Annotated in this window: 10 protein-coding genes; 3 read left to right on the forward strand and 7 right to left on the reverse strand. The window is 73.9% G+C overall.

What is annotated here, in order from left to right:
- Window positions 1–67 precede the first annotated feature (67 nt).
- The 3 genes from ACLJT4_RS26240 to lepA form a co-directional block, all read right to left on the reverse strand.
- Entirely contained in the window at window positions 68–2194 is a 2127-nt protein-coding gene (locus ACLJT4_RS26240) for a SpoIIE family protein phosphatase (protein ID WP_411125943.1), read from the reverse strand.
- Between the two features lie 188 nt (window positions 2195–2382).
- Window positions 2383–4272, reverse strand: a complete 1890-nt coding sequence (locus ACLJT4_RS26245; protein ID WP_411125759.1) for an AMP-dependent synthetase/ligase — start codon at window positions 4270–4272, stop codon at window positions 2383–2385.
- Window positions 4273–4586: 314 nt separating this feature from the next.
- Window positions 4587–6461, reverse strand: coding sequence for a translation elongation factor 4 (gene lepA, locus ACLJT4_RS26250; RefSeq protein WP_411125761.1), 1875 nt, complete (start codon window positions 6459–6461; stop codon window positions 4587–4589).
- 425 nt (window positions 6462–6886) lie between these two features.
- On the opposite strand from lepA, the gene rpsT reads away from it, so the two are divergent.
- Together rpsT and ACLJT4_RS26260 are read left to right on the forward strand one after the other, a co-directional pair.
- Window positions 6887–7153, forward strand: a complete 267-nt coding sequence (rpsT, locus tag ACLJT4_RS26255) for a 30S ribosomal protein S20 (RefSeq protein ID WP_344575763.1) — start codon at window positions 6887–6889, stop codon at window positions 7151–7153.
- 312 nt (window positions 7154–7465) lie between these two features.
- Window positions 7466–8416 carry a hypothetical protein gene (locus tag ACLJT4_RS26260; protein WP_411125764.1) on the forward strand — a complete coding sequence of 317 codons (951 nt, stop codon included), beginning with the start codon at window positions 7466–7468 and terminating at the stop codon, window positions 8414–8416.
- Window positions 8417–8793: 377 nt separating this feature from the next.
- Here the strand turns inward: ACLJT4_RS26260 and holA are convergent, their stop codons facing one another.
- Entirely contained in the window at window positions 8794–9777 is a 984-nt protein-coding gene (gene holA / locus ACLJT4_RS26265) for a DNA polymerase III subunit delta (protein WP_053164797.1), read from the reverse strand.
- A gap of 114 nt (window positions 9778–9891) precedes the next feature.
- Between holA and ACLJT4_RS26270 the strand changes: the two genes are divergently transcribed.
- The gene (locus ACLJT4_RS26270) at window positions 9892–10146 is read left to right on the forward strand and encodes a hypothetical protein (protein WP_411125766.1); all 255 of its coding nucleotides are present in this window, start codon (window positions 9892–9894) and stop codon (window positions 10144–10146) included.
- Between the two features lie 99 nt (window positions 10147–10245).
- Here the strand turns inward: ACLJT4_RS26270 and ACLJT4_RS26275 are convergent, their stop codons facing one another.
- The 3 genes from ACLJT4_RS26275 to ACLJT4_RS26285 form a co-directional block, all read right to left on the reverse strand.
- Window positions 10246–11019 carry an arylamine N-acetyltransferase family protein gene (locus ACLJT4_RS26275; RefSeq protein ID WP_411125768.1) on the reverse strand — a complete coding sequence of 258 codons (774 nt, stop codon included), beginning with the start codon at window positions 11017–11019 and terminating at the stop codon, window positions 10246–10248.
- 378 nt (window positions 11020–11397) lie between these two features.
- Complete coding sequence (locus tag ACLJT4_RS26280) at window positions 11398–14136, reverse strand: ComEC/Rec2 family competence protein (RefSeq protein WP_411125770.1); 2739 nt, start codon at window positions 14134–14136, stop codon at window positions 11398–11400.
- Window positions 14133–14873, reverse strand: a complete 741-nt coding sequence (locus tag ACLJT4_RS26285; RefSeq protein ID WP_411125772.1) for a ComEA family DNA-binding protein — start codon at window positions 14871–14873, stop codon at window positions 14133–14135. The genes ACLJT4_RS26280 and ACLJT4_RS26285 overlap by 4 nt, the downstream gene beginning before the upstream one ends.
- Window positions 14874–15159 lie beyond the last annotated feature (286 nt).

Genomic DNA, 15159 nt, shown 5'->3' on the forward strand with positions numbered 1-15159 from the left:
CCCGGGGCCCGCGTGCCCGTGGCGGCGGCGGGCCGGTGCCGGGGGCGACGCCGGCCCGCCGGCCCGGCTATCCGCCGCAGCCCGCCGCCTGGAGCACCATCAGGGCGAGGTCGTCGTCGGGCGGGGTGGGCCCGAAGGCGTGCACGGTGCGGCGGATGTGCTCGGCGATCGCGTCGGCGCTGCGGCCGGCCGCCCCGGCGAGCGCGCTGGCCAGCCCGTCCTCGTCGTCGAAGAGCCGCCGGCCGCAGCGGCGCTCGGTCACCCCGTCGGTGACGCACACCAGCGTCTCCCCGGGGCAGAGGTCGAAGGACTCGCTGACGTACGTCGCGTCCTCCACGACGCCCAGCAGCATCTGCGGCGCCGCGGCGACCCGCACCGCGCCGTCGGCACCGAGGACCAGCGGCAGCGGGTGGCCGGCGCTGGCGAGGGTGCAGCGGGCGCCGCCCGCGCCGCCGCGGTACGGGACGATCTCGCCGTACAGGAGGGAGAGGAAGCGGGCCTGCTCGCCCTCTTCGCGGATCTCCACAGGGGCCTCCGCGCCCGCGCCGGCCGCCGCCACCGCCGCCGCGACCGCGGCGACGGAGTCCGCGGCCTCCCGGGCCATGGTCTTGTTGAGCCGGTCGAGGACCTCGGCGACGCCGAAGCCGTCGCGGGCCAGCAGCCGCAGCACCGGCCGGGCCAGGCCGGTGACCGCGGCGGCCTCGGGGCCGGAGCCGCAGACGTCGCCGAGCGCGAAGCACCAGCGGCCGTCGCCGGCGTCGAAGAGGTCCCAGAAGTCACCGCCGGCCCAGGCGCCTTCGCGCGGCTCGTAGACCACCGCCGACGCCACGCCGGGCACCCGGGCCCGGCCCTGGGGCAGCAGCCGGCGCTGGAGGACCCGGCTGATGCGTTCCTGGCGGCTGTAGGCGCGGGCGGTGGCCACCGCCCGGGCGGCCCGGCCGCACAGGTCCTCGGTGAGCGCGACCACCTCACCGGGGAAGCGCCGCAGCCCGGCCCGGCCGAGCAGCAGGGTGCCGAGCCGGCGGCCGCCGGCGACCAGGGGGCAGGCCAGGGCCGCGCCGCCGGGCTCGGGGCCGGTCGGTTCGGGCGGCCACGGCCAGGGCACCGGGACCGGCCGGTTGTCGGTGGCGCCGTCGGTCCACCGGCCCGGCGGTTCCTTCTCCAGGGCGGTCCGCAGCGAGTCGATCCGGCCCTCGGCGAGGTGCCAGACGCGGGCCAGCCGCGGCGCCTGGCCGTCCTCGGCGAGCCCGCGTCCGGGGGCTCCGCCGTCGCCGTCGTGGAGCCACACCGCGCACCAGTCGGCGAGCCGCGGGACGATCAGCTGGCAGGCCAGCGAGGCGACCTGGTCGGCGTCGAGCTGTCCGGAGAGCAGGTCGGACGCCTCCGCGAGGAAGGACAGCGCGCCGCTGTCGACGCCGCCGCGGTCCCGTTCGGGGCAGTCCTCGGGCGGGGCGGGGCGGCGCGGCACCGGGGCGAGGAGTTCGGAGGCCCGCAACTCCCGCCGGAAGCGCTGGTCGTCGAAGGTGTCGTAGGCCGCGCGGGCGCCGTGGCCGGCGTACGCGTCGGGGCCGTCGTACGCGTCGGGGCCGTCGTACGCCCCGTAGCCGTCGTGGGTGCCGTAGCCGTCGTAGGTGCCGTAGGCGCCGTCGGTGGTCTCCGGCTCCGGCCAGGTCGCGTCGGGGGCGCCGACCGGCAACCGGAACCACACCGTCTTCATCGCGCGCCGGTAGGTCACGCCCCAGGCGTCGGCCACCGCGCTGATCAACCGCAGGCCGTGGCCGCCGCCCTCGGGCGCCCCGGTGTCCTCGCCGGCCCGCACCGGCCGGGTGGGGTGGCGGTCGGAGACCTCGACGACCAGGCCGGGGCGGGGCGGCTCCTCGGGGACCGTGTCCGGAGGGTCGTCGGGGTACGGCACGTGCTCCTCGGCGGGGTCGAGGCGGCACAGCAGCTCGACGGTGGTGCCGGCGTGCACCACCGCGTTGGTCACCAATTCGCTGACCAGCAGCACCGCTTCGTCCGCCAGCCGGTCGGTGAGCCGGTCGGCGCCGGGCAGCCGCCGCTCGGTCCAGTCCGCGAAGGCGGTCCGGACGAACCGACGCGCGGCCGCCGCGGCCCGCGGGTCGCCGGGCAGCGTGGCCCGCAGGGAGCGGGCGGCCGCCCCGGCAACGTCGTTCCGTCCGGCCGAAGTTGTCATCCTCATCGAGCAACTCCCGAGCAGTCCCCAGCGGCGCCGGTTGCGCCTACGCCAGAGTGACAGAACGAGCCCACCCATAAACGGTGAGTCACGGAAGTGCGTGGTCAGAGGGTTCAATTCGGCTGACCCGGCGCGTCAGTTGAGCGGTGTGCCGCGGTCCGGCCGCCGGGGCCGGGGCGCCGGCGCCCCTACGCCTCCCGCGCCCCGGCGTACATCTCGTCGAGCAGGTCCTTGAACGCCCGCTCCACCACCGGCCGCTTGATCTTGAGGCTGGGGGTGATCTCCCCGTGTTCGATGTCCAGGTCGCGCGGCAGCAACCGGAACTTGCGGATCTGCTGCCACCGCTGGAGCTCCCCGTTGACCCGCTCCACGTAGCCGTCGATGAGCGCCCGGACCTGGTCGGTGGCGACGACCTCGGCGTAGCCCTTGCCGCCCAGGCCGTGCTCCTCGGCCCACTTGAGGATGGTCGGCTCGTCGAGCGCGATCAGGGCGGTGCAGAAGTTCCGGTTGGCGCCGTGCACGATCACGTTGGAGACGAACGGGCAGACCGCCTTGAACTGGCCCTCCACCTCGGCGGGCGCGATGTACTTGCCGCCCGAGGTCTTGATCAGGTCCTTCTTGCGGTCGGTGATCCGCAGGTAGCCGTCGGGGGACAGTTCGCCGATGTCCCCGGTGTGGAACCAGCCGTCCTCCTCCAGGACCTCGGCGGTCTTGTCCGGCAGGCCGTGGTAGCCCTGCATGATGCCGGGGCCGCGCAGCAGGATCTCGCCGTCCTCGGCGATCCGCACCTCGGTGCCGGGCAGCGGCTTGCCGACGGTGCCGGTGCGGTACGCCTCGCCGGGGTTGACGAAGCTGGCGGCGCTGGACTCCGTCAGGCCGTAGCCCTCCAGGATGTGGATGCCGGCGCCGGCGAAGAAGTAGCCGATCTCGGGGGCGAGGGCGGCCGAGCCGGAGATCGCGGCGCGTAGCCGGCCGCCGAACGCCTCCCGCAGCTTGGCGTAGACCAGCGCGTCGGCGACCTTGTGCTTGGCGGCCAGCGCGAACGGCACCGAGGCGTTGCCGGTGCGGCGGAAGTTGTCCTGGGACGCCTTGGCGTGCTCGCGGGCCACGTCGGCCGCCCACTGGAAGACCTTGTACTTGGCGCCGCCGCCCTCCCGGGCCTTGGCCGCGACGCCGTTGTAGACCTTCTCGAAGATCCGCGGGACGGCCGCCATGTACGTCGGCCGGACCACCGGAAGGTTCTCGATGATCTTGTCGACCCGGCCGTCCACCGCGATCACGTGCCCGACGGAGATCTGCCCGGCGGTCAGCACCTTCCCGAAGACGTGCGCCAGCGGCAGCCAGAGGTACTGCACGTCGTCCGCGGTGACCATCCCGGTCGCCTGGATGGCACGGGCCATGTACGACCAGCAGTCGTGCGGCAGCCGGACGCCCTTGGGGCGGCCGGTGGTCCCGGAGGTGTAGATGAGGGTGGCCAGTTGGTCGGCGCGGAGCGCGGCGACCCGCTCCTTGACGCACTCCGGGTGCTGCTCCAGGTAGGCGGTGCCGCGCTTCTCCAGCTCGGCGAGGGAGAGCACCCAGTCGTCGGGGTCGTCGTCGGCGGGCCGGGCGTCGGTCTCGTCGATCACCACGACGTGCGACAGCTCGGGCAGCTCGGCGCGCTTCTCGCGGGCCTTGGCGAGCTGTGCGGCGTCCTCCGCGATCAGCACCCGGCTGCCGGAGTCGGCCAGGATGAACGCGGTCTCGTCGACGTTGGTGGAGGGGTAGACGGTGGTGGTGGCGGCGCCGGAGCACAGCACGCCGAGGTCGGCGAGGATCCACTCCACCCGGGTGTTGGCGGCCAGCGCCACCCGCTCCTCGGGGCGCACGCCCAGCGCGATCAGCCCGGCGGCCGCGGCGAGCACCCGCTCGGCGGCGTCGGACCAGGTCAGCGTCTTCCAGTCGTCCGGTCCTGAGCCCGCGGCAGGGGGGACGGGGTAGCGGTACGCCTCGACGTCCGGGGTGGCCGCGACCCGCTCCAGGAACAGGGCCGCCACCGAAGGCGGCCGGTTGTCGATCAGCGTGTGAGTGTCGGTCACGGCGTCCTCCGGGGCCCGCTTCGTTGCTGGTGACTCGCGAGTAACCTTCGAGCAGTGATCAGAGTAGAACGCGTGACGCCGCCGCGTAAGGGGCTGCGCCCGACTGGTTCACGATGTGACCCGCGCGATGGGTGCACATGACACACGCTTGACCGAGGCGCCCGCTCTCGCCCGCCCGACGGGGGCGAAGGCCCCGCCGGAACGCCCGCCCGCCCCCGCCCTGGCGGCCCGGAAACGGCACGGGGCGCCGGTTCCCGAGGAACCGGCGCCCCGCCCGGGCGTCCGCCGTCGACCGCCGCGCGATCGACCCGCCGCTACTTCTTGGCCTTGCTGTCGCCGTCGGAGTCCGAGGACAGCACCGCGATGAAGGCGTCCTGCGGAACCTCCACGCTGCCGACCATCTTCATCCGCTTCTTGCCTTCCTTCTGCTTCTCCAGCAGCTTCCGCTTGCGGGAGATGTCACCGCCGTAGCACTTGGCGAGGACGTCCTTGCGGATGGCGCGGACCGTCTCACGGGCGATCACCCGGCTGCCGATGGCGGCCTGGATCGGCACCTCGAAGTTCTGCCGCGGGATCAGCTCGCGCAGCTTGCCGACCAGCCGCACGCCGTACGCGTACGCCTTGTCCTTGTGGGTGATCGCGGAGAACGCGTCGACCTTGTCGCCGTGCAGCAGGATGTCGACCTTGACCAGGTCGGAGGTCTGCTCGCCGGTGGGCTCGTAGTCCAGCGAGGCGTAGCCGCGGGTCTTGGACTTGAGCTGGTCGAAGAAGTCGAAGACGACCTCCGCGAGCGGCAGGGTGTAGCGGATCTCGACCCGGTCCTCGGAGAGGTAGTCCATGCCCAGCAGCGCACCGCGCCGGGTCTGGCAGAGCTCCATGATCGCGCCGATGAACTCGCTGGGCGCCAGGATCGTGGCCCGGACGACCGGCTCGTGCACCACGTCGATCTTGCCGGTGGGGAACTCGCTGGGGTTGGTGACGGTGTGCTCGACACCGTCCTCCATCTCCACGCGGTAGACCACGTTGGGCGCGGTGGCGATCAGGTCGAGGCCGAACTCGCGCTCCAGCCGCTCCCGGATGACCTCCAGGTGCAGCAGGCCCAGGAAGCCGACGCGGAAGCCGAAGCCCAGCGCCGCCGAGGTCTCCGGCTCGTAGACCAGCGCGGCGTCGTTGAGCTGGAGCTTGTCCAGCGCGTCGCGCAGCTCCGGGTAGTCCGAACCGTCCAGCGGGTACAGGCCCGAGAACACCATCGGCTTGGGGTCCTTGTAGCCGCCGAGAGGCTCCTGCGCGCCCTTGCTGAGCTGGGTGATCGTGTCACCCACCTTGGACTGCCGGACGTCCTTCACACCGGTGATCAGGTAGCCCACCTCGCCGACGGACAGGCCGTCGGCCGGCTTCATCTCAGGCGAGTTCGTGCCGATCTCCAGCAGCTCGTGCGCGGCGCCGGTGGACATCATCTTGATCCGCTCGCGCTTGCTGAGCGTGCCGTCGACGACCTTCACGTACGTCACGACGCCGCGGTAGGCGTCGTAGACCGAGTCGAAGATCATCGCGCGGGCGGGGGCGTCCTTGACGCCGACCGGGGCCGGCACCTCGCGGACGACCTTGTCCAGCAGCTCGGGCACGCCGACGCCGGTCTTGGCGGAGACCCTCAGGACGTCCTCGGGCTCGCAGCCGACCAGGTTCGCCAGCTCGGCGGCGAACTTCTCGGGCTGCGCCGCCGGCAGGTCGATCTTGTTGAGGACGGGGATGATCGTGAGGTCGTTCTCCATCGCCAGGTAGAGGTTGGCGAGGGTTTGGGCCTCGATGCCCTGGGCGGCGTCGACGAGGAGGATGCAGCCCTCGCACGCGGCCAGGGAGCGGGACACCTCGTAGGTGAAGTCGACGTGGCCCGGCGTGTCGATCATGTTCAGGATGTGGGTGGTGCCACTTGCCTCTTCGCCCTCGGAGGGGCTCCAGGGCAGCCGGACCGCCTGGGACTTGATCGTGATGCCGCGCTCGCGCTCGATGTCCATGCGGTCGAGGTACTGCGCGCGCATCTGCCGCTGGTCGACGACACCGGTGAGCTGGAGCATCCGGTCGGCGAGCGTCGACTTGCCGTGGTCGATGTGCGCGATGATGCAGAAGTTACGGAGGAGCGCCGGGTCGGTACGGCTCGGCTCCGGCACGTTCGTAGGGGTCGCGGGCACGCAGGGTCCATTCAGTGAACGCGGGTAGGCGGGACTCGGTGTCATGTGATGTCTCCCCCATCGTCCCATGAGCGCCGGGGGTGGGGCGGTACGGGCATCCGGGGCGGGCCCCCCGACGGGCCCCGCCGGGATCGGGACAGGTACCCACGGGTGCCCATCGGCTCCGACGAGGTCCGGTGGGGCGACGAGGTCCGGTGGGGCGACGGGCCCCGGACGGGGTGCGGTGGCACGCGACGCCGTCGGCACCCCCGCACGGGCGGTGCGATCCGCCGGTGGGGCGGCGGGCCCGGGGCTCCGTCCCTGGTGGGGCCCGAGGGCCGGTTTGGGCGTCGCAAACCCGACTGGTAACCTGGCCCACTGCGCTTCGTGCCCTCTCTCGTGCGCGGCGCAACTCGAAACTCCAACGAACCTGAAAAGGCTCTTTCGTGGCGAACATCAAGTCCCAGATGAAGCGGATCAAGACCAACGAGAAGGCTCGTCAGCGCAACAAGGCTGTCAAGTCCTCCCTGAAGACCGCGATCCGTCGCACCCGCGAGGCCATCGAGGCCGGTGACCTGGAGAAGGCCACCGCCGCGCAGGCCCTGGCGGCCCAGAAGCTCGACAAGGCCGTCAGCAAGGGTGTTCTGCACAAGAACAACGCCGCCAACAAGAAGTCGGCGCTGGCCAAGAAGGTCGCGTCCCTCAAGGGCTGACCCTCTGCCGACCGCGCTCGACGCGGTCACCCTGCCGTTCAGGGAACCAGCGGCCCCTCTCTCCGCTCCCTGCCGGTGCACCACCGCGCCGCACACGGCCTGCGTTCGCCACGCGGGTGCGGCGCACCCGGCTCCTCGGCGGCCCACGGCCTGCCGAGCAGCCATCCAGAACTGGATACGAAGGCCCTGCCTCTGCCCCTCGCCGGGCGGGGCGGGGCCTTTCGTCGTAGGCGGCGACGCAAGCCCCCCGTGCAGCGCCCCGATCCCGTCCGAGCAGGGTGCACCGTCGGAGGCGTCCGCTACTCTGCGGCCATGTCCAATACGGGGGACCAGAACCCTCCCTTCGCGGGAGACCAGAACGCTCCATTCTCCGCGCCGCAGCCGCCCGCCTACGGCCCGACGCCCGCACCGCCGCCTCCGGTGCCCGCCCAGCAGAACCCCTACGCCCAGCCGGGCCCGCAGGGCGCGCCACCGGGGACCCCGCCGGCGCCTCCCCAGGGACCGGGCGGCTACGGCTATCCGGCGCCGGCCGGGGCGTACGGGGCGGCGCCCACCGGTGCGCCGGGCGCAGCGCCGTCCCGGGGCGTCTCCGGCTGGCTGTGGGCCGTCGGGGGCGCGGTCGCCGCCACGGCGATCGGCGCCTCGGTGATGTTCGCCACCGGGGCCTTCTCCTCGGAGCCGCACCCCGTCCTCAAGGGCTACGCGTTCCGCGACGACCTGTGCTCCGTGACGTCCCTGACACCCTTCGAGAACGCCCACTACAAGGCGAAGCCGAGCACCGGAACGGGCTCGACCGGCTCGTCGGGCCCGTCCTCGCCGCCCAACCCGCAGCACAGCGGCTCCCGGATGGGCTCCATGGACTCCATGTGGTGCAACGTCTCCCTCACCCCGGACGGCGCCGGCACCACCGGCTACTCGTCGAGTTGGGTCTACAGCGCCGCCACCCTGCACAAGAAGACCGACCCGGCGCCCGAGTTCGCCGACCTGTACCGCGCGTACGAGACGCAACAGACCTCGACCACGTACAAGGTCGAACCGGTCTCCGGCATCGGTGACGAGGCGTTCCTCGTCACCCGCACCGACTCCGGCGCCCTCAACAGCTCCTACGTGATCCTTGCCGTCCGCGACGGTTGGATGACCTACCAGACGACGTGGTCCAGCTACACGGCTGGCAGCAGCAGCGTGAAACCGCCGGCCCCCGCCGAGATCGCCACCATGCTGGAATCCAGCGCACGGGAAACCCTCAGCCGGCTCCACGACTGAGACGACTCCGCCTCCGGAGGCCGGAGGCGGAGGGGGCCTGGGGTACGGCGGGCCTGGGGTACGGGGGGGGAGCGGCACGGGGGCGTGGGTTCGCTCGCGGATGGGCCCCCTCAGGCACCGGGGCGTCCCGATTCCGTCGCGCCGGTTCTTGGGCTCTTTGAGGGTTCTTGGGCTCTTTGGGCGCGAGGTGGCCCCCCGGGGAACGGGGGGTCCTGAAGAGTCCGGGGAGGGGGCGCGGTCGGTCCGTGAGTTTCGCTCGGTCGGTCCGTGGTTGGTCCGTCGACGCAGCGGGGGTTGGCTCGTGGTCGGCCCGTCGACGCAACGGAGCTTGGTCCGCGGGGCGTCGGGGCTCGCCATGCGGCGTCCCCGGGGCCCCACTACCGCGAGCGGGCCGCCCGCGCGATCGTCACCACGGCCTTCTCCAGGGCGTATTCGGGGTCGTCCCCGCCGCCCTTCACCCCCGCGTCGGCCTCGGCCACCGCGCGCAGCGCCACGGCAACGCCGTCCGCCGACCACCCGCGCATCTGCTGCCGGACCCGGTCGATCTTCCAGGGCGGCATGCCCAGGTCCCGGGCGAGGTCGCCCGGGCGGGCGCCGCGCGGGGCGGAGGCGAGCTTGCCGATGGACCGGACGCCCTGGGCCAGCGCGCTGGTGATCATCACCGGGGCGACACCGGTCGCGATCGCCCAGCGCAGCGCCTCCAACGCCTCGGCGGCCCGACCCTCGACCGCCCGGTCGGCGACGGTGAAGCTCGACGCCTCGGCCCGACCGGTGTAGTAACGCGCGACCACGGCGTCATCGATCGTGCCCTCGACGTCGGCGGCCAACTGGGCGCACGCCGAGGCCAACTCGCGCAGATCGCTCCCGATGGCGTCCACCAGCGCCTGGCAGGCTTCCGGCGTGGCCGAGCGACCGGTCGCCCGGAACTCGCCGCGCACGAACGCGAGCCGATCGGCCGGCTTGGTCATCTTGGGGCAGGCCACCTCGCGCGCCCCGGCCTTGCGGGCCGCGTCCAACAGCCCCTTGCCCTTGGCCCCACCGGCGTGCAGCAGCACCAGGGTGATCTCTTCCGCCGGCGAGCCGAGATACGCCTTGACGTCCTTGATGGTGTCCGCGGACAGGTCCTGGGAAGCGCGCACCACCACGACCTTGCGCTCGGCGAAGAGCGAAGGGCTGGTCAGCTCGGCGAGGGTGCCGGGCTGGAGCTGATCGGGGGTGAGGTCCCGCACGTCGGTGTCCGCGTCCGCCGCCCGGGCGGCGGCCACCACCTGCTGCATCGCGCGATCGAGCAGCAGCTCCTCCTGCCCCACCGCGATCGTGACGGGGGCGAGCGGATCGTCGTTAGCTGTCTTCCTGGCCATCGCGTCCCAGCATCCCACGCCCCACCGACAATCCCACCCGCCCAGGATCACACGCCCTGCCCCGTCACGCGGTCCCCCGCCGCCGGCCGCCGGCCGATCCTCGACAATGGACCGGTGAACGACACCCACCACAGCCGCCACGTGCTCGTCCTCCCCGACCGCGACGCCGCCGAAGAGGTCGCCGAGGCGCTCACCGAACGCTTCGGCGTCGCCCAGGAACCCCAACTGGTGCGGGACGCCCTGGCCGGTGAGGACGACGCCGAGGACGCGCAGTGGCTCGTGGTGGTAGAGGACCCCGACGCCGCCTACGACGCGGCTCGGCTGGATGCCCTCGCGGGGGAGTACGAGGGGTGGCGGGAGACCGAGTAGGGGCCTGCCTCCCCTCTCCCCCCGCCCGCCCGCCGCCTCCCCCACCCCTCCGCCCCTCGCCCCGCCCTCACCTGCCCCGCACCAGGGCCTCGCGCGTGGTCATCCGCCCAAGAGGACCGGCTCCCGATCGAGCGTGATGCCGAAGTGGGTGCGGTACGCCGGCACGACCTCGTCCGCCGCCAGCTCGCGTTCCTCCCGAGCGCCATCGGCGCCGGTGATCACCAACGTGCGGCCGGAGAGCGTGACCCGTCCGGTCTCGGTGAGCTGCGAGCAGACCAGCGACTGCCGGAAGTGCGACCGGGGCGACGTGCGCTGCCACCAGCACCCCACCTCGAAGTCCGCCAGCTCGCGCGGACGCTGCTCCAGGCGGTACTGCGGCTCTCCGTTCCGGTGGACGTCGAGGTCGCCCTCCGGCGTGCGGGCTATCCGGAAGACGCCCGCGGGGTCGTGCTGGTCCGCAACGCTGTCCAGCCGCAACGGACGGTGGCTGTTCCGGCCGAAGCCGACGTCCGTGAGCCAGGGCCCGGTGGCCGTGTGCACCCGCAGCGCGAGGTGGTCGTACGGAATGCCCAGCCCCTCCGGGCCGAACACCCGGGCCGACAGCAACTCGACCTCGTACCCCAGTGCTCCGAGCAGCATCGCGAAGGCGCCGTTGAGCTCGTAACAGAACCCGCCCCGGCGGGCTCCCACGATCTTGTCCAGCAGCGGCCGCTCCGCCAGGACGATCTCCTCTCCCAGGTGGATGGCGAGGTTCTCGAACGGCACGGCCCGCAGGTGGCTCAGTTGCAGCGCACGCAGCGCGCCCGCATCGGGGACGGCCGGTCGGTCGGCGGCTATCCGCCGAAGGTAGGCATCCGCAGTGACCTCATCCATCAGCCGTTCTTCCTCTCCACACGTCGCACGGCTCCCCGCTTCCCGCTTCCCGCAGGAGTCGCCGCTGCTCCAGTCCGATGCGCGCCGACGCCCCTGGCACCCGGCGCACGCGCACTTCCCGCTTGGACCGGCACCCGCCGCTCTCCTCTCAGCGCACGCAGCTCGCGTCGCATGCCGCACGGACCCCACAGGCCCGCCGACCCGCCGACCCACCGGCCCACCGGCCCACCGGCCCACATGATCTTCCTCTCCGGGCGGGCTCCCTCGCTATTCGGTGGGCCTCGCTCCCCCTCCGGGGCGACTCTCCTCCCGTGCGGTGGAACGCGACGCGGCAGCCGCATCGACGGCGAACCCGGCACCAACGACCTCCCCTCCCCCTCAACCACCCTGCCGACGGCCGTCCACGACAGGCCCCGTCTCGGGACGGCCGATCGCCGGACGCCTCGACCGGCGTCGGGACCGACGCCCGCCGACCACCGCGGAGAGCCTGCCGGGAGTGCCGACCACCGCGATGGCGCCGTCGACGTCCGTGCGCAGCACCAACGCGCCACCCGCCCGCAGCGCCGCGAGGGTGCGGGGAGCCGGATGCCCGTACGGATTTCCGACGCCGCAGGAGATCAGGGCCAACCGTGGCGCCAGACGGTGCAGGAACTCCGGGTCCTGATAGCCGGAACCGTGGTGCGCCACCTTCAGGACGTCGACGGCGGCCAGCTCCGGATGGGCGCTCAACAGGGCCTGCTGAGCGGGTGGTTCAAGGTCCCCCAGGAGCAGGACGGTTAGCCCGCCCGTCCGGACGAGCAGGGCGACGCTGGAGTCGTTGGGGCCGGAAAACCCGCCCTCGCCGGCCGCCGTCCCCACCCCCGGCGGGGAGGCGCCCGGCCAGAGGACCTCCCATGTGAGAGGGCCCAGCTGACGCCGCTCCCCCGGTACGGCGCGGGCAACGGGGATCCCGGCACCGGCCGCCACTCGCCGGACGAACGCCGCCTGCCCGCTCGGCTCCTGGAACGTCGTGGTCTCGATCGCGCCGACCGAACGGCCCCGCAACGCCCCGGACAGACCGTCCACGTGATCCGCGTGGAAGTGCGTCAGGAGCAGGAGCGGGATCCGGTGGACGCCCAGAGCGGTCAGGCAGTGGTCGATGGCGCGGGGCTCGGGCCCGGTGTCCACCACCAGCGCCGTACCGTCGCCCGCCGCCAGCACCAGTCCGTCCCCCTGTCCCACGTCGCACGCCACGACCCGCCAGTCCGGCGGCGGCCAGCCCGTCAGCACCCGGGTGAGCGGCGCGGGCCGGCACACCGCCAGCACCAGGGCCAACGCGCACAGCACGCACAGCCACCGGCGACGCAGCACGCGACGGCCGACCGCCAGCAACACCACGGTGGCCGCGGCGAGCGCCAGCCCGCCCACCCAGCCACCGGGCCAACCGACCTCCGCACCCGGAAGCTCCGCCCCGGTGCGGGCGACGCCCGCGATCCACTCCGCCGGCCAACCCGCGCACCACGCCAACGCCTTGGCGACCGGCAGGGCGACCGGGGCGGCGGCGAGCGCGGCGAAGCCCAGGATCGTGGCCGGGGCCACCGCGAGCTCGGCGAGCAGGTTGCAGGGGACGCCGACCAGCCCCACCCGCGCTGCGAGCACCGCGACGACGGGTGCGCAGACCGCCTGGGCGGCCGCCGCCGCGGCGATCACCTCGGCGAGCCGGGCCGGCATCCGACGACGCTGCAGGGCCGCGCTCCAGCGCGGAGCGAGGAGCAGCAGCGCCCCGGTGGCCAGCACGGACAGCAGGAAGCCGTACCTGCGGGCCAGCCAAGGGTCGTAGAGGACCAGCAACAGCACCGCGGCCGCGAGTGCGGGGAGCAACGAGCGGCGGCGCCCGGTGCCGATGGCGAGCAGCGTGATCAGTCCGCAGGCGGCGGCCCGCAACACGCTCGGGTCCGGGCGGCACACGACGACGAAGCCGAGGGCGAGCACCCCGCCCACCACGGCGGTGCCGCGCAGCGAAAGCCCCAGATGCCGTGCCACGCCCCGGCGTTCGGCCCGGCTGGCGAGGTGTGGTGGACCGATGAGCAGGGCCAGCACGATGGTGAGGTTGCTGCCGGACACCGCCAGCAGGTGCGTCAGGTCGGTGGCGCTGAAGGCGTCGTCGAGCTCCGGCGGCACGCGTGCGGTGTCACCGACGACGAGGCCCGGCAACAGTGCGCGGGCATCGGCGCTCAGCCCGTCGGTCGCGTCGCGCAGCCCGGCACGCAGGCTGCCGGCCAACCGTTGGAGGGCGGAGGGCGACTCCACCTGGGTCGGTGGACCGTCGGTGGTGACCCGCAGCACCGCGGCCATCCGGTCCGCCGACGCCAGTGGCGGTGCGGCACGCGCCACCACCCGGATCCGGGTCGACGGCAGCAGCCCCCGCCACTGCGACAGCGCCTCCCCTCGCCCCGCGCCGGCTCCGCGCTCCGGCCCCGTCCTCGCACGCGCGGCGCCCTCCTCCCCTCCGCCGTCCCCTCCGCTCATCCCACCTCCGTCCTCCTCGTCCTCCTCGTCCTCAGGGTCGCGGTGCTGGACCACGGCCAGCACCGGGGTGCGGGCCTCGGTGACCGTGCCGTCCGGTGCTGCGATGCGGACGGCGTCGGCGGTGAACACCATTGCTGGCGGCGTGCGTTGGGAGCCGCGGACCTTGGGCCGGGTCATCCGGGGATCGTCGGTCACCTCCAGGTCCACCGTGAGCCGCGCGTACCGCTGGGCCCAGACGGGCAGGGGTCCGCGGCGTACGTCCGCGGCGTGCAGCGCGGCGGACGCGGCGCCCGCCACGGCGCAGAGCAACACCGCCGCCAGCGCCACGCACGCCCCTGCTGGCCGCCCGTGCCCCGCCTCCCGGCCCTGCGGGAACCGGCCGCCGGCTCCCGACGCACGCGCTTTGGCCCGCCACAGCAGAAGCGCCGCGGCCACCACTGCCGCCGCACAGCCCAGGCCCACCGCGCCGCCTGGTGCCCCCAGGGCGAACGCTGCCGCCGCCCACGCCGCCAGCGCGGGCCCGACCAGGCGGAGATCGGCGGGACCGGCCCGGTTCGTCTCCGCCTCGGTAGCGAGGGGCGGGGCCGCCGCCTCCCGATCCAGTGTCATGGCGTCACCAGGGGGCGCAGATCGGCGAGCCGGCGCGCACCGATGCCGGTCACCTGCCGAAGCTGGTCCACCGAAGTGAAGCCGCCGTGCTGGGTGCGGAATTCGACGATGTGGCGGGCCAGCACCGGGCCCACTCCGGGCAGGGCGTCCAGCTGCTGCTCCGTCGCCGTGCTCAGGCTCACCGGTCCGCCCGCCAGGCCGGTCGGTCCGCCGCTGCCCGCTCCGCCTCCGCCACCACCGCCCCCGGTCGGCCCGCCACCGCTGACGCCGCCCGTGGTGCCGGCGCCCGGTTCGCCGACCAGGATCTGTTCGCCGTCGGTCAGCAGCCGCGCCTGGTTCAGCCCACGCAGCTCCGTGCCGCGCAGCGCTCCCCCCGCCGCCGCCAGCGCGTCGGTGACCCGGGAGCCCGCGGGCAGCCGGTGGATGCCCGGATGCCGGACCTTCCCCGCAACGTCCACGACGACCATCCGGACCGCGCCGCCGGGTGATCCCCCCGCCCTCGGGCCACGGGGCGAGGCGTCCGCCGATGCCCAGGTCGGGCCCGGCGGGCGGGCCCCGGGTCCGGGCGCCGCGATCGGCCGCTCGGCACCCGGCGCACTCACCCGTTCCGGAGTCGCCGTCCAGAAGTGCTGGACGGCGAAACCCACGGCCACCACCAGCACGAGGGCCAGCGCGGCCAACGCCTTCGAGTCCGTGCCGCAGCGCAACTGGAGCCACAGCGGCAGCCGCTCACGCACCGCCGACCGCCAACGCTCCGCCCTGCGAAGAGCGGGCGGATCGTGTTCGCGGCGCGGTGGCGCCCGATGCGCGTGGGACGGTTCGCCCCTCGTGTCGAACGGGCCAGGACCGCCGCTCGGGCCGAGCGGATCCCGCGTGGCGCCCCGTCCGCGATCGCCCGCACCAATGGCACCCGGGGCCGGCCCCTCGCCCTCCCCCTCGCCGGCACCGAGCCGGTCCGCACGATCCCCCTGCGCCGGACGTCCGCTCCCCCCTCCGGGATCCTGCCCGGACCGGGCGCCCCTG

It is taken from the genome of Streptomyces sp. x-19 (genome assembly GCF_046549115.1).
GTDB classification, from domain to species: domain Bacteria; phylum Actinomycetota; class Actinomycetes; order Streptomycetales; family Streptomycetaceae; genus Streptomyces; species Streptomyces albulus_C.

Coding starts and splice junctions, on each gene's coding strand:
- ACLJT4_RS26260 (WP_411125764.1), top strand. CDS start 7,466: ATGTCCAATACGGGGGACCAGAACCCTCCCTTCGCGGGAGACCAGAAC.
- holA (WP_053164797.1), bottom strand. CDS start 9,777: ATGGCCAGGAAGACAGCTAACGACGATCCGCTCGCCCCCGTCACGATC.
- ACLJT4_RS26240 (WP_411125943.1), bottom strand. CDS start 2,194: ATGACAACTTCGGCCGGACGGAACGACGTTGCCGGGGCGGCCGCCCGC.
- ACLJT4_RS26280 (WP_411125770.1), bottom strand. CDS start 14,136: ATGACACTGGATCGGGAGGCGGCGGCCCCGCCCCTCGCTACCGAGGCG.
- ACLJT4_RS26275 (WP_411125768.1), bottom strand. CDS start 11,019: ATGGATGAGGTCACTGCGGATGCCTACCTTCGGCGGATAGCCGCCGAC.